Here is an 18,986-nt window from a genome sequence, read left to right on the forward strand (position 1 = left end):
AGAGGCCCACGCCACGCGCGACGCCATCCGCCGACCTGACCGAGCTCCGTCCCGCCTCGAGCGCGGTTCACACTGACACCTCGCCGTTCTCAACCTCACGGTTCTCGACCAAGCCGGTCTCGACCGGGTGCCCGTGAGTGCGCCACTCCAGCATGCCGTCCTCGAGCCGACGTGCGGCAACTCCGCTGGCGGCGAGAAGGCGCACCGCGTCATGGGCCATCACGCAGAAGCTGCCTCGGCAGTACGTCACGACCTGCTGTGCCTTCCGAAGTAGCTTGGCATCGTCGGGCAGGGCAGACAGCGGCACACTGACGGCGCCAGGGATGTGCCCGGCCCGGTACTCCTCGCAGGGCCGGACATCGAGAAGCGTGACCTGCTCGTTGCGCATCAACTCCACCAGTTCTTCTCGTGAGAGCGTCCCGACCTCACTGTCGCCGGGAAGGCCCAGATAGGCGGCACGTGCTCGGTCGACGTCGGCTGAGCGGTGAAGAGCCACCGTACGAAGCCGGTCATACACATCCGCCACGTCATCTCCAGCCAGCCGGTAGTACACCTTGGTTCCCTCGCGCCGGGTCGCGACCAGATTGGCCAGCTTGAGCACTTGCAGGTGTGCCGAGACACTGGTCAGCCCCATGTCCGCAGTCCGGGCCAAGGACTCCACCGTTCGCTCGCCCTGCGCGAGCAGATCCATCAGCTCCAGTCGCCGCGGGCTCCCCAGAGCTTTGCCCACCACGGCCAGCCCATCGAAAAGCGCCCGGCGCCGCTCAATCGCTGCCACGCTCGCGGGTGAAGGTGGCCGCTCGGCGGCGGTCACCGGGACGCCTCATGGGCTGTAGACGTGCGGGGAAGCCTGCGCCCACACCAGAAAGCCGTCTCGTCTCGGGCCACATCCCCGCAGACCAGATCTCCGCCGAAGTCTTCGACCACGCCGTTCGACACAGCCGCGAAGCCCGGCCGCAGCTCAGGGGCGGACATAGGCCCAGCCCTCGCGCTGGCGCACCACCAGATGCGCAATCCCCGACTCCACCACACTGACGCCCGACAGCAGCCGATCGCGAGCAACTCCGTGACGCTGCATGGTGTTGCCGCATGCGTCCACGCGCACCCCTCGAGAGATCAAACCTAGAACTTCTTCCGAGACCGGAGAGCCGGTAGTCACCGCGGACAACCCGGCAGCGTGGGCGACCAGCTCGATCGAACACCTGGGTTCGAGTGCTGCCAGAAGGTTCTCGATGTTTCGCACCACCATCGTCATCTTGTCCCTTTCGCCCTCGGCGAGCTGGACGACAACCCCATCCGCAACCTCATGCCCTGCGCGCACAGTCCCTCCTCCAACGACCTTTATCCATGGATTTTTGGAGAATGTACAGGTGTCGAGAGACGAACCCAAGTCACCCGAGCGCACCGAGCGTGATCCTGGGTCTCTTGTCGGATCGATGTGGTGCCACAGGCCGGCCCGGCGCGAAGGTCGCCGCTCGGCCCGCTGACGGAGATCACGGACATCACGCGTAGGTGCGTATCTCGAGGCCTTTGAGGGGGTACTGGGGCGGCTCGAAAGGAACCCTAGGAGGGGATGTCCCGTGTCCACCGATGCCCAGTCTGCCAACGCGATGACCGAGCCGCGAAGCCTGATGACACCGGGAATCGTCCTCGGCGTTGGGGCTGGCGGGTTCGTTGACGGGATCCTGTTGCACCAGTTGCTGCAGTGGCATCACATGTTGACCTCCACGAACACCGACAACGTCGGTATCCGCTACTACCCAGAAACCACCGTGCACGGCCTGCAGATGAACACCGTGTGGGACGGTCTCTTCCACACCTTCACCTGGGTCATGGTCCTGCTCGGGATCGCCCTGCTCTACTCCCGTGTCCAGCACTCCCGAGGCAGGGTGTGGGTCGCCCGAGCCCTGTGGGGCTGGATCCTTGTCGGATGGGGCGTATTCAACCTGGTCGAAGGAATCATCGACCATCACATACTTGGAATCCACCACGTGCGCAGCGGAGACAACCAGATGGCGTGGGACCTGGCCTTCCTCGCTCTCGGGGTGCTCCTGGTGATCGCAGGATGGCTGCTGCAACGCGGCGCCAGCTACACCGACGCCACGAAGTCGCCGAACCGCCCCACCACCACCCGCTCCTGAGGTCGCCGTGAGTTCCATCATCACCGCGATGCCCCGCGCCCAGGCAGACGTACTCGCCCACGGGCCAGAGGGGCACAACACCGGGATATGGACCGACACCGTAGGCGTTCTGAGCGTCTGGTTTCCGCTGTTGCTGGTCGCTTCCTTGGCCATCGGCTACCTATGGTTGAGTCTGCGTGAACGAGGTCGCCGTGGCTGGCCCATGCACCGGATAGCGCTCTACCTATTCGGCTCGGCCCTCATCATATTTGCTTTGAGCCCTGGAATCGACGGCTACGCCGACCGTGACTTCGGCGGCCACATGGCCCAGCACCTGCTGCTGGCCATGATCGCTCCCTTGGCCCTTGTGCTGGCAGCACCCATCACGCTGTTACTGCGCCAACTCCCCCACCGCCAAGCACGACGACTAGGCCGGCTGCTGCACACGCGCTTCATCCGCGCGCTCTCCCACCCCTTCTTGGCACTGGTGCTGACCAGTGGCGGCCTGATCGCCCTCTACTTCACCCCGCTGTACGCACTGAGCACTGAGCACGACGCCGTCCACATCGCCGTCCACGCCCACCTCCTCGCCTCAGGACTGCTGTTCGCCTGGGCGATCGCAGGCCCCGACCCCTCCCCGGGCCGTGCCTCGGTACGCCTGAGACTGGTGGTCCTCGCCGTTTCTATCGCGATCCACTCAACAGTGGCCCAACTGATCTTCGCCGGCCTCCTTGTCCAGGTCAGGGAGCCCATCGCCGAGATGCAGGCTGCGGGGAACCTGATGTACTTCGGAGGCGACATCGCGGAGCTGCTGCTCGCCGTGGCCCTTCTCCTCACCTGGAAGACAGCACCATCCTCAACGCGCTCAGGTCATCGGTCGTCGCGAGCGCGCCACGAGCGCCTGGCTCGAACTGCCACTCCTGAAGGGGCATGAGCACAGCTGTGTTGACGGACCTGCTGCCATTGGCCACGACCCTGGAACCTGAGGGTCTCCTTCCCGCGCGCCAGCAGATGGCGCTCTCGCTGGGATGGCACATCGTCCTAGCTTGTTTCGGGGTCGCGTTCCCAGCGATGATCTTCGTCGCGCACTGGCGCGGGATCGCGCGCGGGGACGCGGTAGCTCTCGGCCTCGCCCAGCGCTGGGCGAAAGTGTCGGCGGTGCTCTTCGCGATCGGCGCGGTCTCCGGCACGGTGCTGAGCTTCGAGATGGGTTTGTTGTGGCCGGGGCTGATGGGTGAATTCGGCGATGTGCTCGGGTTGCCGTTCGCGCTCGAGGGCCTTTCGTTCTTCGTCGAGGCGATCTTCCTCGGGATCTACCTCTATGGTTGGGGCAGGATGCCGCCACGTCAACACCTGCTGATGGTGATACCGATGGCGATCGCCGGTGTGGTCGGCACATTCTGCGTGATCTCGGTCAATGCCTGGATGAACGCACCTAGTGGTTTTCGCATCATCGATGGAGAGGTCACAGACATCGACCCGTGGGCAGCGATGTTCAACGGCATCGTCGTCCTCCAGTTCGCCCAAGGACTACCCCAAGCTTCGCCAATCGCGTCGCCGCAGCGGCTCCAAAGGTGATGCCACCGCAACCTCACCACTCGATGGTCACTCCCGTTGTTCCCCGAGGCGCCGGACTGTCCGTTACGTTGCCCACGAACACACGCTCGACAGCGGACGCTGTCGCGCGGCTCCTTACCCGGTTGCAAAGGCCGAACCCGGTGGGAGTGCCGCAAGTCTTGGCCTATCCCGGTAGATCCCCGTCTGCCGGGGCAGACCTCTTTCATTCCCGCTCCTCTGGGCCACTCGCGGGCCTCCGTCGTCCCTGGGGTGTGTGACCATGACGATCCACAAGCTGGCCGCGGGCTCGGGGTATGAGTACCTGACCCGGCAGGTGGCGGCTGGCGACTCCACCGAGCTCGGCAGCACCGCGTTGGCTGACTACTACGAAGCCGAGGGCGAGGCACCTGGCCAGTGGGTCGGGGCAGGGCTCGCCGCGTTCGCCGGAGACGGGATCGGCTCGGGCGATGTGGTGACGGCCGGGCAGATGGGGCACCTGTTCGGTGCCGGGGAGCATCCGGTCGCTGGGCGGCCGTTGGGTCGGCGGACACGGTCGGATGGAGTGGCTGGGTTCGACCTGACCTTCAGTCCGGTGAAGTCGGTTTCGGCGCTGTGGGCGGTCGCGCCACCCGAGATTGCGCGGGCGATCGAGCAGGCCCACGATGCCGCTGTCCACGACGCGTTGGCCTATGTCGAGCACGACGTGCTGTTCACCCGGGAAGGGACCGATGGGGTCCGGCAGGTCGAGACCCGGGGTCTGATCGCGGCGGCGTTCCGTCACCGGGACTCGCGTGCCGGCGACCCGGACCTCCACACTCATGTGGCTGTCGCGAACAAGGTGCAGGCGAAACACTCGGGTCGATGGCTGACGGTCTACGGGCGTGTGTTGTTTCAGCACACGGTGGCGATCTCGGAGACGTACAACACCGCGCTCGAGTATCGGCTCGGTGAAGCGCTCGGTGTCACGTTCACTGAGCGTGCGAATCCTCGAGAGCGGCGCCCGGTCCGCGAGGCCGTGGGTGTCTCCGCCCGTCTGTGTCGCTTGTGGTCGCGGCGAGCCAGGGACATCGACCGCCGCGAGAACGACCTGGTGACCGCGTTCGTCGTCGAGCACGGTCGGCCGCCGACCGAGCCGGAACGGCTCCGGCTGGTGCAGCAGGCCAATCTCGAGACGCGTGCCCCCAAGCACGAACCGCGCGCCGAGGCCGATCAGCGACGACTTTGGCGCCGCCAGGCATCGGAGTTCCTGGGGAGCGAGTCGACCCTCGATGCGATGATCCGTACGGCGCTGGACGTGTCTCGGTCGGATCGCGGTCCGCGCTCTGGCGGACCCATGGAAGCGCATCTGATCCGGGCAATGGCGGTCGCCGTGATCACCGAGCTCGAAACCCGTCGAGCGACCTGGCAGAGCTGGCACCTACGGGCCGAGGCCGAACGCCAAGTACGAATGGCGGGATCTGGCAGGGTCGCCGCCGACGACTTACCCGCCCTGGTTGATGATGTTGTGGTCGCGGCCGTGGGGATGTCGGTGCCTCTCACACCCGATGATGATCCCGTCCTTCTGAGGGCCGATCTTCGCGAGCCGGGTGGCCTGCGGCGCTCAGACGGAACCAGTGTCTACCGGCACACCGGTGCTGATCACTACACCAGTCAGCGGATCCTTCAAGCCGAACAGCTGCTGGTCGACGCGGCCGGGTTGGGTAGCGACTTCGCGTTCTCTCCGGAGGAGATCGACATCGTCCTGGCGGCCAGCACGGTCGCCGGGGTGCGGCTCAATGACGGGCAACGTGCGCTGGTGCATGCGCTGGCCGGCGGCCACCGGGTCCGGCTCGCCCTAGCGCCTGCGGGGTCGGGGAAGACCACCGCGGTCGAGGTCTTGGCTGCGGTGTGGACGGCCAACGGCTATGACGCGATCGGGCTGGCCCCGTCCGCGGCCGCCGCGAAGGTACTCCAGGACGCCACTGGCCTGCCGTGCGAGACCCTCGCCAAGATCGACGACGAGATCCTCACCCACAACCACGCCGGTCGAGACCATCGCAACGGACTGAGCACCCGCATCGGGCCCGAGACCCTGGTCGTGATCGACGAGGCAGGGATGGCCGACACCCTGACCCTCGACCGCGTGGTCACCTTCTGCCTCTCACGCGGTGCCATGATCCGGCTCTTGGGCGATGACCAGCAACTCTCAGCGGTCGGTGCCGGTGGTGTGCTGCGGGATATCGCCCACCGGCACGGTGCCGACCGGCTCGAGGAGGTCGTACGCTTCATCGATCCCGGCGAGGCCGCAGCCTCCCTCGACCTTCGCGACGGCGACCGGGCCGCGATCGGGTTCTACCTCGACCACGACCGCGTCCACACCGGCGACGAGGACACGACGATGGCCGAGGTCCTCGCCGCCTGGCAACACGACCGAGAGCATGGCCTGGACGCACTCATGCTGGCGCCCACACGAGACATGGTCGCCACCCTCAACCAACTGGCACGCACCCAGCGTCTCGGCGGCGTCGACCCGCGGACCCAGGTCGAGCTGGCCGATGGCAACCAGGCATCCGTCGGCGACACGATCATCACCCGCCACAACCAGCGGCGTCTCGCGGTTTCTGGCACCGACTGGGTCAAGAACGGTGACCGCTGGACCATCACCCGCGTCCGCCGTGGCACATTGACCGTCCGCCACGCCACCACCGGCCTGACCGCGGTGCTGCCCGCTGACTATGTGGCCGACCATGTCGAGCTCGGCTACGCCTCGACCGTCCACACCGCCCAAGGCCTCACCACCGACGTCGTCCACGGGATCGTCGATGGCCGCGAGGACCGGCAGATGCTGTACACGATGCTGACCCGCGGCCGGCTTGAGAACCATGTCCATGTGGTGCTCGAACCGGTCGATCCGGTCGATGCCGATCGGGAGCAGTGCACGCTGCCAGGGATAGAGGAGCAGCTGACCGCGATCCAGGTCCTCGACGAGGTGGTGGCTCGTGACGGGGCTGCGGTCTCGGCCACCACCACGCTCCGCCGCGGTCGCAGCTGGTCCACCCAGCTCCACGACGCCTCCGTACGTTATGGCGACGCGGTCACCACCGGAGCACAACGGGTGCTCGGAAGCGGTTGGGAGGAAGCCATCGAGGCGGCGGGCGTGGGCCCGCTCCCCTGGCTCCCGTCAGTTCCCGCTGGCCTCGCGCGCGACGAGTCGTGGGGTCCCTACCTCGCCGCGCGCGCCCGGCACGTCGAGGTGACCGCAGACGGCTTCCTCAACCACGCACATGGCGCCGACGCACCGACTGCGATGAAGAACGGGAAGCGTCCCGCCTGGATCGCCCGGTATGCCGATGTCCTCGGCGACCTCCACGACACCGTGGCGCTGTGGCGGGCTGCCCACGACGTGCCGGAGGACGATCCGCGCCCGACCGGGCCAGCCGTCAACGACCCGATCGCCGCTCGTTTCCAACGCCACCTGTTACGGCAGCTCACCGTTCGCCACAGCGACTCGGTCCGCCGCTGGCACGAACTGATCATCCACCGGACAGGAACCCCAGCCCAGGACGACCACACCAGAGGCGAGGCCATCGAACTCGCCCGCATGCTCGACACACTCCATCGCCGCGGCCACGACGCCAGCGGACTGCTCGACCGTGCCCTCGCCAGCCGTGCTCTGCCCGAGAGCCATGCCATCGCCGCCCTGACCTACCGCATCCGCAAACTCACCCCACACGACCCGCTTCAGTCACGACGCGAGTCAGCCGGGCACGCTAGCCCCTCGGCATTCGGCCTGTGACCCACCCCGTCACGTTCGGACCCTATCTCGCTCCAAGAGAGCCTCGTCTTCTGGGAAGTCTGCCGATTCCCCACAGGTCCCTCGCCACGGTGAAGGTCTTGACGACGCTGTCTCGGCAGCAGCATCCGCTGCGTGCGGTGCAGAAGTCCTGCGTTCGCGGCCTCGCAGTCGGATCGCGCCCGGAGCCGGTCTACCCGCGGTTCTGCTCGATGGTCCCCGAATCATCGCCCTAGGCTCAGGGCACGTGACAGCACGACTCAATGACACCCAGTTGGCGGTGCTCAACTGGCTTGCGAGGGATCCCGGTGCCGGCGAAGCGACGAACCCGCAGCGGCTGACCGCACGCGCTCTGGAGAGGCGAAGGCTCGTCAAGATCAGGGGCCGTGGACCCCGATGGCATGCAACGCTCACAACCGCCGGCCTCCATTACCTCGAGCATGGGGCATACCCGCCCGGCCACTTCTGGTCGCAACCCGATCCGGTGTCCAAGGCGCCTGCAACAACACCGGCACGCGAGCGGCCTGGGAAGAAGAAGGAGGCCAAACCCGAGGTCGACCTCACCATCGACTCGCCAGCCGGTAAGCGACGCCGAGGAGGCCGGCCAGCAGGAGACGCGCTGTTTTCTGGCGACGTGAGCGATCCGTACGATGAGAAGATCCTCATCACTGTCAAGGAGGCCGCGTGGATGCTCAGTCTCCCTGAGCATGCGATCCGTCAGGCAGTCTCGCTCGGTGATCTTGACCGCGTCTTCATCGGCGAGGGCGCGAGGAACTATCGGATCGTGTACGGATCGCTGCTCGCCTGGGTGAACTCGATGCCGCGAGAGTCCAGGAAAGGCTGGTGGTGAAGATGCGGCCCGAGCACTGGGAGCCGCCCGACCCGCCCAAACTGCTCGTATCGGCCCGACGGGTTGCAGAGGAGTTGGACGTCCCCATCTGGAAGGCCAACGAGATCTGCTGGTGCCTCGACCGGCGCTTCTACGCCCCAGGCCAGACCCACTACCGGGTCACCCGAGCATCACTCGACGCCTTCAAGGCACTCCTGGCTGACGGCATGACGACCCTCGGCGCACGGTCGGTCATGTGGCACTTCAAGCAACGGGGAAGCTTGCCGCCGCCAGATCTCGGCAAAGAAGAGCGAGACTGGATCTACTGGCACTCCCGACAACGCCGGCCGAACCGCCGCTGGTGAGAATCGAACCGCTGCCAGGCGCCAAACCTCATGCAGACTCCACAGGATCGTGTCATCACGACCTGCCGGGTCAGGCTGCACCGATCTCCCGGCCCTTCTGCTCTGAACACCCACGCTCCCAGCTGGTGTCGTCGGTCCACACCGCGGCATAGATCTTCAGCCGGTCCAACGAACGCGCAGCGCGTCGCCGCAGCGTACGGGCCGCCTGTGGGTGGTCGCGGGCTACCAGCTCGACGGCCGCAGGTGTGGTCAAGCCGAGTCGTCCGCGACGTGGCGGTGCGCTAACGGTCTCGGCGGCGGCGGCGAGCTCGTGGAGTAGGCGCACATCCTCCTCCTCGACAGCGTGGTCGCGGATTGCCTGGTCGAGGAACTCACACAACTCCACCTCCGGCGCGACCTCCCCCTCCAGGTCTGCGCGATCGTTGGCGAAGCTCGCGAGCATGGCAAGCTCGTCAGTGAGCAGCACATGCTTCCAGTGGCGGTCGGCACGGCTGCCGACACCGAGGGAGGCTGTGACCTCGCGTCGGGTCGCGTTCAGGAGTGCCCGGGCCAGCCACGGCGTTCGTAACCGATGCGCCTGACAGGCCTGCACCCACAGCTCGGAGGCGACCAGTGCATCGATGTCGAGCGACAGGTCGCTCAGCCCTTCTGCGACCCTGCACGCTCCAGGGATCAGGAGCCACACCAGGGCTGCGACTGCTGACCGGTCGCTGGCGGTGAGAGTCGCCAGAGTCCGTAACACCGCCGTCTTGTCCGCGACATCGGCCTTGCGGGTCCATTCTCTGAGGTCCGCGAGGTCATCGACCACGGCCAGGCGCGGGTCGACGGCGCACCATCGTTCCCATCCTTCTCGCGCTTCGGCGAGCAGCGGTGACGCTGGATCGTCGAGTCCAAACTGGTCTGCAACGCTCATCGAGTCCCCCATTCCTGGTTGTCACCAGGTAGGTGCACCGCACAAAGACGCCTCTTGAGCGTGCCAGATCCGAAGAGTTATGTTTTGGTATGGCCATCGGCCACGAGGGCTCGCTGTTGAAGGCCGCTCGCGTTGCTCGCGGGCTGACCCAAGAGACGCTCGCGCGCCGAAGCGGAACGTCACAGCCATCGCTGTCGGCCTACGAACGTGGCACGAAGTCGCCCACCCTGGCGGTCCTGGAGCGGATCTTGCGCTGCCTCGACTTCGAGCTCGCTCTAAACGAGCGGATCATCTTCCACCAGATCGAGGTCGCTGGGCCCGGGCGATCCACGGCCCTGGTGCCGAACCGGCTGTGGCGGTTGTCGCCCGAGCGGTGCTTCGCGCCGCTATGGGTATGGCACGGTCGCGATCACAAGGTGTTCTCCCTGGGTGACCGCGACAAGCGGGCTGCTGGTTATGCCTGGCTGTTGCGCTACGGCGACGAAACGCAGCTCTTCGAGCACCTCGACGCTGCACTTCTGGTCGACGTATGGCCCGATCTGGTTGACGGCCTGCCTCCGGAGATTTGCGAGGCGTGGTGGCCGTTGATCGGCTGGACCAAGGATCAAGCCATCGAGGAGCTGATCCTCGCCGACGCTCAGGCATGGGGGCAGGACTACCGACGCCGAACCGCGACCCGCGCGAAGAGGCTGCGGGTGTTCCGGCGGCTGGCCGAATACGGGTTGGACCCCGATCAGATCCGAGCGCTGATGCGGCACTGGTGACGGGCCCGGCCATCACCACCGGCGTCGACACGCCCGAACAGCATCACGCGGCGGCGTCACCGTCATCAACCTCCTGCTCGACCCGCGCGATGACGTCGTCCTCCCCGGGGGCGGGCGGGAGGGTGAGCAGGGTGCCGTCGGGGCTCTCCCAGCGGAAGGTGCGCTCCATGTGGGAGGCTGGGGTCCGGTCGATGGTGGTGTCGACCTCGATGTAGAAGCCTTCGGTGATCGCCGATGAGGTGTGGCCCAGGAACGTGGCTGCCGCATCACTGTCCATGCCACGGGCGATGACAGTTGCTCCGGTGCGGCGGTACCAGCGCAGGCTGATCCCGGAGTCACCCAAGCCCGCGTCGACCAGAAACTCGCGGAAGGTGCGGCGTACGTTGGGCGGGACCAGCGGGCCACCGGTGCGGCCGGCGAAGATGGTGCGCTCAGTTGGGACGCCGCGCAGCCGGCGGCGGATCACCGCAGCAGCGAACTCCGGGACCGGGACGAGCCGGTTCGAGGAGTCGGTCTTGGGGCGTTCCTGGCGGAAGGTGCCTTTCTTCTTACGCTGCACCACGGTGCCTGTGACCGCGGCGATCATCCCGGCCGGGCCGTCGGTGATGTCGCAGGGGCGCAGGGCCAGCACCTCGCCCGGGCGCATCGCGGTGCCGAGCAGGATCTCGATGATGTCTCGGACCTGGCCGTCGGGTTTCGGGCCCGGCAGCCCGGGCTGGGTGCGCCAGTTGGCGGCGGCCTCGCGGATCTTGCTGACCTGTTCGAGGGTGAGCGCCTTCGGCTTGTTCTTCACCGCTCGCAGCCGTGAGGTGCCCTGGACGGGGTTGCGGTTGATCGCGTCGTGGCGCAGTGCGTAGCCGAAGAGCAGGTTGAGCACAGTGCGGGTCTTGCGGGCGCGGGAGGGCGAGTCGGCCTCCTGGGCATTGAGTAGCGCCTCCACTCGGCCTGTGGTGAGTTCGGCGAGGGTGAAGTGCTCGAACGCGGGCATGATGTACAGGCGGACTTGGTCGCGGTAGTGGTCCTTGGTGCCGTCGGCCAGCTCCTTGGTCTCCAGGTCAGCGTCCCAGCGTTCGACGAGGGTGGTGAACGGCGCGTCGGGGCGCAGGTCGCCGGCGTGACCGAATCCGGGGCGGCGTAGCAGTCGCTTCTTGAGTTCACGCCGTGCCTGCGGTGCTGTCTCTCGGCTGACCCGAACCTGCCGGACCCTGCCGTCGGCATCGCGCACCCGGGTCTCAGCGATCGTCTTCTCACCCTTACGGCGAGTGGTGATCGTGCCGTAGGTGCCGATGTCGATGCGCGGTCGAGTCATCACCGCTCACCCCCGTCAGCCGGCCTCCGCGTCGGGACGATGACGTTGGGCGTCCTCCTCCTCCAGGCTGGCCAGCCAAGCCTCGATCTCGCCCGCCCGGAACCGAAGTTCGCGGCCGACTCGGAATCCCCGCGGCCCGCGGCCCTGGGAGCGCAGGTCGTAGAGGGTCTGGATGGGGACGTGGAGGTGGGCGCAGAGTTCGGAGAGGGTGAGCACGTCTCCGAACGGCGCAGTCGCGGCGTGGGCGTCGTAGGCGTCGGGGTTGTCGTGGGCGTTGTGGTTGGTGTCCATGCACCCCAAGGCACCGAGCCTGCCGCGAGTGGCCGAGACGGCCCGAGGCACCTCGACCATGTCGTCTCGAGCTGAGCGGTGGTTTGGCTGAATTCGCGGAGTAAACGCGGAGCGGGCATCTGTTCATCCTTGGTTCTGGATGCCGGATGCCCGCTCTGACCTGGTATTTCTTGGTGGAGCTGAGGGGATTCGAACCCCTGGCCTTCTCATTGCGAACGAGACGCGCTACCAACTGCGCCACAGCCCCAAGCGATGAGAAACGTTAGCACCTCGTCGCGGGTGTTACCCAATCAGTAGGGCTCTCAGGAGCCCGTGGCGCGGCCGCGGGCCTCTTCGGCAGCCGAAGCCGCGGCGCGCTCGGCCTCCTCGGCCTGGCGGACGAGCTCGGAGTCGGCGGCGTTGCGGCCCGAGCTCCACACACCGGTGGCGTCCAGGTCGATGGTGCGCACGGTGCGGCGCGGCGCGGCCTCCTTGGAGACGTACGTCGGCAGCGGTGTCTCCACCGGCTTCCAGGCACCCTCGGGGAGGTGCTCGCCGGTGTCGTCGTGCTCGACGACGGCGACCAGGTCGCCGGTGTCCTGGTCGATGTCGAAGGTGACCCGGGGCGGGGCGACGGGCTCCGGCTCGGGTACGTCCTCGGGGAACGGGATCCGTGCCCAGACCTCGCGCTGGTGGCGCACGCTGAGCCGACAGGTGACCAGCCATGCGACAACGAGCCCGGCCGGGATCGAGATCCAGACCGGGCCGAGGACACCGAAGCCGGCGAGTGCGCCGACCGCGACCAGGCCTAGGAGGAGCACGCCCAGCACGATGCTGCGGCGCTTGGCCGCGACCCGAGCTGCGCGGCGGCGTACGGCCATCGGGACGGGCCGCGGAGCACGCCCCTGGTCGGGCTCAGCCGGGGCCTCCGGCTTCTTCGACGACTTCTCGGTCACCAGGTCGGTGGAGTCCTTGCCGGTGGCCTCTCGCCGTGCGAGGATCCGGCGGGACTTGGAGATGGCGGCGCCGGCCCGGCTCTTCGTCCCGTCCTCGGCCGTCGCCGTGTGCTCGAGCGCTTTTGGCACCAAGTACACCGCCCACGCCACGGCGAGGGCGACGAAGATGAGTGCGCTCGGGTCCACGTCAAGAAGCGTAGGAGCCATTACCAGCCCGTAGGCGGACGTGCAGTGGTGTGTCGCGTGTGACTTGTGTGATTTCAGAAGGACACGCCGACGTCAATGCCTCATTCAGGTGACAAACCCAGTCTGGCCAGCATTCCTTGGTGACATTCCTCGACTGTTATCGCGAAGATCCGGTGGTCTCGCCAGGCGCCGTCGATGTGCAGGAACCGGGGCGCATATCCGATCTCGTTGATGCCCAGCTTCTCCACGACGCGGAGCGAGTTGGAGTTCTCCGGACGGATGCAGATCTCGACCCGATGCAACCGCGCGGTGGTGAAGCAGTGGTCGATGACCAGCGCCACCGCCAGCGGCATCACGCCACGGCCGGCGAAGCCCTGGTCGATCCAGTAGCCGATCGAGGCGAACTGCGCGGAGCCACGAACGATGTTGTTGACCGTGACCTGACCTGCGAAGACACCGTCGACATCGATCGCGAACGGATAGGTCACGCCGCGCTTGGCCTGACGACGAAGACGACGTACGAGGCTGGCGAACGTCGTGGGCCGGGCGCTCGACCCCGGGGGCACGGTCGCGTCCCACTGGTGCAGCCAGGCCGCCGAGCGGCGGCGAGCCTCGGTCCATGCCTTGGCGTCGCTACGGTCGAGAGGGCGTACGGTCACCGCGCCGTGCGAGAGCACGGCTGGCCAGCCCGGATCAGTCATCGATGGTCCCGTTCAGTGATCACTGCCGACCGACTGCTCCACGGCGTGGGGCAGCACCGGACGCAGCACATCGATCGCATCCTTCACGCCACCCCGGGACCCGGGAAGGTTCACCACCACGCACGCTCCGATCTGACCGGCCAGACCGCGGGACAGTAGCGCCGTCGGGATCCCCTTGGCCACTCCGGCCGCCCTGATGCCCTCGGCGATACCGGGGATCTCGCGGTCGAGCAGCGGACGGGTGACCTCGGGGGTGCGGTCGGTGGGGGTCAGACCCGTGCCTCCGGTGGTGAGGACGACCCGCGCCCCCTCCTTCGCGGCCCGGGCGATCGCCTCGCCGACGGGGTCGCCGTCACGTACGACCTCGGGAGGGCCGACCACGAAGCCGAACTCTTCCAGGAAGGCGACCAGCAGGGGTCCGGTGGTGTCCTCGTAGACACCGGCCGAGGCACGGTTGGAGGCGACGACGACAGTCGCTTTCAGGCTCATCGCTGGAACGCACCCGACTTTCCGCCGGTCTTCGTCTCGATCTGGATGTCGGTGATGACCGCCCTCTTGTCGACGGCCTTGATCATGTCGACCACGGTCAGACCGGCGACGGCGACCGCAGTCAGCGCCTCCATCTCTACTCCGGTGCGGTCGGTGGTCTTCACGGTCGCGGTGATGTCCACCGACTCGTCGGAAACGCTCAGCTCGACCTTGACGCCCGAGACCGCCAAGGGGTGGCACAGCGGGATCAGGTCGGGCGTCTTCTTGGCGCCCATGATGCCGGCGATGCGGGCGACGGCGAGCGCGTCGCCCTTGGGCACGCCCTCACCGCGAAGCAGCTCGATGACCTCGGAAGAGACCAGAACACGCCCGGAGGCGGTCGCGGTGCGGGTGGTGACCGACTTCTCGGAGACGTCGACCATCCGGGCCGCGCCGGTCTCGTCGACGTGGGTGAGCCGGTCAGCCATCAGAACTCCACATCCAGCTCGATCACGTCGACCTCGGCGTCCTTGTCCAGCGCGGTCGTCTCCGGCGGGATCACGATCAGGCAGTTCGCGCCGGCCAGGTCGCCGATCAGGTGCGAGCCCGGGCCACCGATGGGCGAGACACCGGCGCGGGAGCCGTCGTACCAACCGCGGAGATACTGCTCCTTGCCCTCCGGGGAGCGTACGCCGTGGGTCAGTGCAGCACGGCGCACCGGGCGGGCCTCGGGGGTCATGCCCATCAGCCGGCGCAGCGCCGGGAGCACGAAGAGCTCGAAGGAGACGAACGAGGAGACCGGGTTGCCGGGGAGGCACAGGACCGGCACCCGCTCCTCCCCGATCCGGCCGAAGCCCTGGGGCTTGCCCGGTTGCATGCTCACCGGACCGAACCAGACACCTTCCGGGGTCAGCGCCTCCTTGACCACGTCGTAGTCGCCCATCGAGACACCACCGGAGGTGACCACCAGGTCGGCGCGGACGAGCTGGTCGGAGAGCGCGGTCATGAACGCCCGTGGCTCGTCGGGCACGATGCCGACGCGGTAGGCGATCGCGCCGGCCTTGCGGGCGGCGGCGGCCAGGAGGAAGGAGTTGCCGTCGTAGATCGAGTCGTGGCCCAGGGTCTCGCCGGGCTCGCGCAGCTCGGTGCCGGTCGAGAGCACCACGACCCGGGGTCGGGGACGCACCGCCACCTGCGCGCGGCCGACGGAGGCGATCAGGCCCAGATGGCGCGGGCCGAGCACCGTGCCCGCGGGGATGAGCAGGTCGCCCTTGGCGACGTCCTCGCCGGCGTAGCGGACGTGCTGGGCCTCGTCGGGCATCTGCCGGATCTCGACCTCGGCGACGCCACGGTCGGTCCACTCGTAGGGAACGACCGTGTCGGCGCCCGTGGGTAACGGAGCACCCGTCATGATCTTGGCCGCCGCACCCGGCGGAAGCGCCAGCAGCGAGGCCTGTCCGGCACCGATCTCGCCGAGCACCGGCAACCGCACCGGCGCCTCGGCCGAGGCCGTCGCGACGTCGGCGTAGCGGACCGCGTAGCCGTCCATCGAGGAGTTGTCGAAGCCCGGTAGCGCGACCTCGGCATGGATGTCCTCGGCCACCGCCAGCCCGAGGCAGTCCATCAAGGGCTGCGGGTAGGCCGGCATCGGCTCGAGGTCGGCCAGGATTCGCTGGCGGTATTCGGCGGGGGTCACCCCGCCAACACTAGTCGCCCGCAACCCCGTTCTGCGCGGCCGCCTGCGCCCGGCGGTACCGGCGATATGGAAGCAATCCGCCAACTATGACGACGGCGCCACCGAAGATGCCGACCGCCCTGAGCTGGGCCGTCGTCATTCGCTCGGGAACCTCAACGGGGTAGTCGGTGGTGCGTAGATCCCGCCCATCGATCCGAACCTCGATGATCCGACCGCGCCAGAGGGTCGCGGTGACCGGCGCGCCGTAGGTCAGTCCCTCGATGTCCTCGTGGTCGAACTCCTCGACAGCGTTGACGAAACCGGGGCTGCCGTCAGCGTCCAGCCTGGTGTCGCGAAGGTCGATCGAGTACCAGTTGTGGCCGCGAAATCCCCGGTGGTACTCGGAGCCCACGAACTCGAACTCGCCTTCCCAGATGCACCCGGCGGGCTCCGTCGGCTGACTGTCACACGCCGGAGCCGAACGCAAGGACTCCATCTCGGCTGCGGCCTCGCCATCGGGATCGCCCAAACCAACGACCCAGGCTCCGCCGACCAACACAGCGAACAGCCCCGCGACGATCGACACCGCGAGTCGTGCGCTCCTCATGCCGGAACGATCACACAGGCCAGGTCACCGCGCAGAGCAACTCGACCGTTGTGGATCAGCCGTGGATCAGTCGGACAGCACGGTGGCGGGCGCGACGCGTTCGGCGTTGGCACCGTCGAGCTCGACCGCGCCGATGACCTGGACGCCCTTGCCGAAGGTCCAGTCGCCGTTGACGGTCAGCGAGGACGCCTTGCGCAGCGACGGGGCCCCCTCGGGGAAGCGCTCGTCGAAGTTCGCGACGTACTTGTAGTAGTCGCCGTCCAGGTCGATGAACGGCACCTCGTCGGCGATCTGGTCGAGCACGAAGTCCTCGCCGATGTCGTAGACGTCGGAGCGCAGCACGAGCAGATCGTTGGTGGTCTTGACCGGCACGAACCGGTCGCGGCCGACCTCGATCAGCTGCGAGCCCTCGAAGACCTCGATCGCGGCGCCCATGGCGGTCTCGATCTGGACGACCTTCGGGGTCTTCGGGTCCGAGGGGTCGACCGTCTTCTCGTTGCGGATCAGCGGCAGACCGAGGATGCCGTCGCGCTCGTCGAGGACCTTCTTGAGCGCCTTGAGGTCGAACCAGATGTTGTTGGTCGAGCAGTACTTGTGGCGGCTGAGGTCCTGCAGGGCCACCTTGTCCTCGTCGCGCGTCTGCGCGGTCTCGCGCAGGATGAGGCGGCCATCGGACTTGCGGCGCGCGAAGTGACCGCCCTTGCGGTCGCTCGGGGTGCGGCGTACGGCCTCGATGGCGAAGGGGGCTCCGCTCTTGGCGAACCAGCCGGCGACCTTCTCGTCGGGGACGGCGCCGAGGTTGTCGGAGTTGGAGACGAAGACGCGCTCGTAGCCCTGCTCGATGAGCAGGTCGAGGAGTCCGGTGTCGAGCAGGGCGGTGTAGATGTCGCCGTGGCCCGGCGGGCACCACTCGAGCTCGGGGTCCTTGGGCCACTCGACCGGGGCCAGATCGTCGACGAGCAGCCGCGGCTCGCGGTTCTGCAGGAACTCCAGCGGCAGGCCCTCCACCGGAAGGTCCTGGTAGCGCTCGAGCGCGGCCAGGCTGTCCTCGGAGGTGCGGAAGGAGTTCATGAGCAGCAGCGGGAGGCGTACGTCGTACTTCTCGCGCATGTGCAGGATCTGGCGCGCGATCACGTCGAGGAAGCTCAGGCCCTTGCGTACGCAGAGCAGCGACTTCGCGCGGTCCATGCCCATCGAGGTGCCGAGGCCACCGTTGAGCTTGATCACCGCGGTGGTGGCGATGGCGGCGTGGGCCTCCTCGTCACTGACCTCGGCGTCGCTGATCGACGGGATGTCGACCGGCTCGATCGTGTCCTCCGGGATCATCCCGGTCTCACCGTGCTCGAGCTGGCGGTAGTAATGTGCGAATGTCTGCACCGCGACGTCGTCCACGCCGGCATCGCGCATCTTCGCCATTGCCTTGGCCAAACCTGGGCTACCCATAGAGGAAAGCCTAGGCTGTCGTTGTGTCGGGTTCACACACCCCTCCGGGTTCTGATGGTCCAGCCCCCGCTGACTTCGTGGGGCGCAAGACTGCCTTACGCGACCAGTTGTTGACTACCCGGGGGCGCATCGGGCTCCCCCGTCTCGGCTCGCTCGCGCGCGCCCTGTCGCAAGTGGTCACTGATATTCCAGACGTACGCAGCGCCGCGACGGTTGCGCTCTACGTCTCGATCGGCACCGAACCGGGCACCGGACCTCTTATCGACGAGCTGGACGCAGCCGGGAAACGCATCCTGCTTCCGTGCCTGCTGCCGGACAACGACCTGGACTGGGCGGTCTACGACGGAGACCTGGTCCGGGCGGCTCGGGGGCTCCTGGAGCCCGGCGGGGAGCGGTTGGGCGTCTCTGCGATCGCCGGGGCCGACGTCGTGCTCGTCCCCGGACTGGCCGTCGACTCGAGGGGCCACCGGATGGGACGGGGTGGTGGCTCCTACGACCGGATCCTGGCTCGGGTGCCGGCCGGAACCTTTACCTGCGCACTTCTCTATCCGTGGGAGATCGGGGTCCCGGTGCCGGTGGAGGAGCACGACCGGCCCGTGGGTGCGGCCGCGAGCGCGGAGGGAATGCGGCGCTTCTCCTAGGCGTTCGCTAATATTGGCAGTCGCGCCCGTCGAGTGCCAGATTCTGTTCTAGGAGAAACGTGCCCACCTACCAGTACGCCTGCACCGAGTGCGGCCACGCCTTCGACCAGTTCCAGAGCTTCAGCGACGCCTCGCTGACCGAGTGCCCGGAGTGCGGTGGCAAGCTGCGCAAGGTGTTCAGCGCCGCCGGCGTCGTCTTCAAGGGCTCCGGCTTCTACCGCACCGACTCCCGCTCGGGTTCGTCGTCGACGTCCTCCACGACCTCGACGACGTCGTCCTCGAGCACCTCCTCCCCGGCGCCCGCGACCTCCGGCTCCTCGGACTGAGACCGCCCGCAGCAGCGGGTTATCCACAGCTTCATCCACACCATCATCTGGGCTGTGGATAGCGAGATGCGGGAATCGTGGGGG

At 67.5% G+C, this 18,986-nt stretch carries 21 protein-coding genes and 1 tRNA gene; 9 read left to right on the top strand and 13 right to left on the bottom strand.

Translation table 11 applies throughout. The features are described 5' to 3' along the window. Window positions 1-67: 67 nt before the first annotated feature. Together OG984_RS17550 and OG984_RS17555 are read right to left on the bottom strand one after the other, a co-directional pair. The gene (locus tag OG984_RS17550) at window positions 68-814 is read right to left on the bottom strand and encodes an ArsR/SmtB family transcription factor (RefSeq protein ID WP_246088256.1); all 747 of its coding nucleotides are present in this window, start codon (window positions 812-814) and stop codon (window positions 68-70) included. Window positions 815-961: 147 nt separating this feature from the next. Then, window positions 962-1,321 (bottom strand): DsrE family protein, encoded by a 360-nt coding sequence (locus OG984_RS17555; protein WP_008362746.1) that lies wholly within the window; start codon window positions 1,319-1,321, stop codon window positions 962-964. A gap of 310 nt (window positions 1,322-1,631) precedes the next feature. Between OG984_RS17555 and OG984_RS17560 the strand changes: the two genes are divergently transcribed. From OG984_RS17560 to OG984_RS17585, 6 genes are all read left to right on the top strand, one after another. Next, window positions 1,632-2,141 carry a DUF2243 domain-containing protein gene (locus tag OG984_RS17560; protein WP_246088332.1) on the top strand — a complete coding sequence of 170 codons (510 nt, stop codon included), beginning with the start codon at window positions 1,632-1,634 and terminating at the stop codon, window positions 2,139-2,141. Between the two features lie 7 nt (window positions 2,142-2,148). Further along, window positions 2,149-3,054 carry a cytochrome c oxidase assembly protein gene (locus tag OG984_RS17565; protein ID WP_008362751.1) on the top strand — a complete coding sequence of 302 codons (906 nt, stop codon included), beginning with the start codon at window positions 2,149-2,151 and terminating at the stop codon, window positions 3,052-3,054. After that, complete coding sequence (locus OG984_RS17570) at window positions 3,051-3,698, top strand: cytochrome ubiquinol oxidase subunit I (protein ID WP_141782167.1); 648 nt, start codon at window positions 3,051-3,053, stop codon at window positions 3,696-3,698. Before OG984_RS17565 ends, OG984_RS17570 begins: the two co-directional genes overlap by 4 nt. 259 nt (window positions 3,699-3,957) lie before the next feature. Then, window positions 3,958-7,452, top strand: coding sequence for a MobF family relaxase (gene mobF, locus OG984_RS17575; protein ID WP_040756910.1), 3,495 nt, complete (start codon window positions 3,958-3,960; stop codon window positions 7,450-7,452). Between the two features lie 244 nt (window positions 7,453-7,696). Then, complete coding sequence (locus tag OG984_RS17580) at window positions 7,697-8,299, top strand: hypothetical protein (RefSeq protein ID WP_008362755.1); 603 nt, start codon at window positions 7,697-7,699, stop codon at window positions 8,297-8,299. Further along, entirely contained in the window at window positions 8,293-8,643 is a 351-nt protein-coding gene (locus OG984_RS17585; RefSeq protein WP_008362758.1) for a hypothetical protein, read from the top strand. The genes OG984_RS17580 and OG984_RS17585 overlap by 7 nt, the downstream gene beginning before the upstream one ends. 70 nt (window positions 8,644-8,713) lie before the next feature. On the opposite strand, the gene OG984_RS17590 is transcribed toward OG984_RS17585, so the two are convergent. Continuing rightward, window positions 8,714-9,556 carry a hypothetical protein gene (locus tag OG984_RS17590; protein ID WP_141782168.1) on the bottom strand — a complete coding sequence of 281 codons (843 nt, stop codon included), beginning with the start codon at window positions 9,554-9,556 and terminating at the stop codon, window positions 8,714-8,716. Between the two features lie 89 nt (window positions 9,557-9,645). Here OG984_RS17590 and OG984_RS17595 point away from each other — a divergent pair, with 89 nt between their 5' ends. Beyond that, window positions 9,646-10,320 (top strand): helix-turn-helix domain-containing protein, encoded by a 675-nt coding sequence (locus OG984_RS17595; protein WP_008362762.1) that lies wholly within the window; start codon window positions 9,646-9,648, stop codon window positions 10,318-10,320. Window positions 10,321-10,363: 43 nt separating this feature from the next. Here the strand turns inward: OG984_RS17595 and OG984_RS17600 are convergent, their stop codons facing one another. From OG984_RS17600 to OG984_RS17645, 10 genes are all read right to left on the bottom strand, one after another. Next, complete coding sequence (locus OG984_RS17600; protein WP_008362764.1) at window positions 10,364-11,629, bottom strand: site-specific integrase; 1,266 nt, start codon at window positions 11,627-11,629, stop codon at window positions 10,364-10,366. A gap of 15 nt (window positions 11,630-11,644) precedes the next feature. Then, a complete protein-coding gene (locus tag OG984_RS17605) occupies window positions 11,645-11,920 on the bottom strand; it encodes a helix-turn-helix transcriptional regulator (RefSeq protein WP_008362766.1) in 276 nt (91 codons plus the stop codon). A 171-nt stretch (window positions 11,921-12,091) separates the two neighbouring features. Beyond that, a tRNA-Ala gene (locus OG984_RS17610) sits at window positions 12,092-12,167 on the bottom strand. A 55-nt stretch (window positions 12,168-12,222) separates the two neighbouring features. Next, complete coding sequence (gene sepX / locus OG984_RS17615) at window positions 12,223-13,041, bottom strand: divisome protein SepX/GlpR (RefSeq protein ID WP_328527530.1); 819 nt, start codon at window positions 13,039-13,041, stop codon at window positions 12,223-12,225. 101 nt (window positions 13,042-13,142) lie between these two features. Further along, on the bottom strand, window positions 13,143-13,742 hold the full coding sequence (locus OG984_RS17620; protein WP_008362769.1) for a GNAT family N-acetyltransferase: 600 nt from the start codon (window positions 13,740-13,742) through the stop codon (window positions 13,143-13,145). A gap of 12 nt (window positions 13,743-13,754) precedes the next feature. After that, complete coding sequence (locus OG984_RS17625) at window positions 13,755-14,231, bottom strand: MogA/MoaB family molybdenum cofactor biosynthesis protein (RefSeq protein ID WP_328527531.1); 477 nt, start codon at window positions 14,229-14,231, stop codon at window positions 13,755-13,757. After that, window positions 14,228-14,698, bottom strand: coding sequence for a cyclic pyranopterin monophosphate synthase MoaC (gene moaC, locus OG984_RS17630; protein WP_328527532.1), 471 nt, complete (start codon window positions 14,696-14,698; stop codon window positions 14,228-14,230). Before moaC ends, OG984_RS17625 begins: the two co-directional genes overlap by 4 nt. Then, complete coding sequence (gene glp, locus OG984_RS17635) at window positions 14,698-15,906, bottom strand: molybdotransferase-like divisome protein Glp (protein WP_328527533.1); 1,209 nt, start codon at window positions 15,904-15,906, stop codon at window positions 14,698-14,700. Before glp ends, moaC begins: the two co-directional genes overlap by 1 nt. A gap of 10 nt (window positions 15,907-15,916) precedes the next feature. Continuing rightward, window positions 15,917-16,471, bottom strand: coding sequence for a hypothetical protein (locus tag OG984_RS17640; RefSeq protein WP_328527534.1), 555 nt, complete (start codon window positions 16,469-16,471; stop codon window positions 15,917-15,919). A gap of 87 nt (window positions 16,472-16,558) precedes the next feature. Further along, window positions 16,559-17,935 carry a UTP--glucose-1-phosphate uridylyltransferase gene (locus tag OG984_RS17645; protein WP_328527535.1) on the bottom strand — a complete coding sequence of 459 codons (1,377 nt, stop codon included), beginning with the start codon at window positions 17,933-17,935 and terminating at the stop codon, window positions 16,559-16,561. Between the two features lie 77 nt (window positions 17,936-18,012). On the opposite strand from OG984_RS17645, the gene OG984_RS17650 reads away from it, so the two are divergent. Both OG984_RS17650 and OG984_RS17655 read left to right on the top strand, forming a co-directional pair. Next, on the top strand, window positions 18,013-18,576 hold the full coding sequence (locus tag OG984_RS17650; protein ID WP_328527536.1) for a 5-formyltetrahydrofolate cyclo-ligase: 564 nt from the start codon (window positions 18,013-18,015) through the stop codon (window positions 18,574-18,576). A gap of 59 nt (window positions 18,577-18,635) precedes the next feature. After that, entirely contained in the window at window positions 18,636-18,902 is a 267-nt protein-coding gene (locus OG984_RS17655; protein ID WP_328527537.1) for an FmdB family zinc ribbon protein, read from the top strand. Window positions 18,903-18,986 lie beyond the last annotated feature (84 nt).

The organism is Nocardioides sp. NBC_00368, from assembly GCF_036090055.1.
GTDB lineage: Bacteria > Actinomycetota > Actinomycetes > Propionibacteriales > Nocardioidaceae > Nocardioides.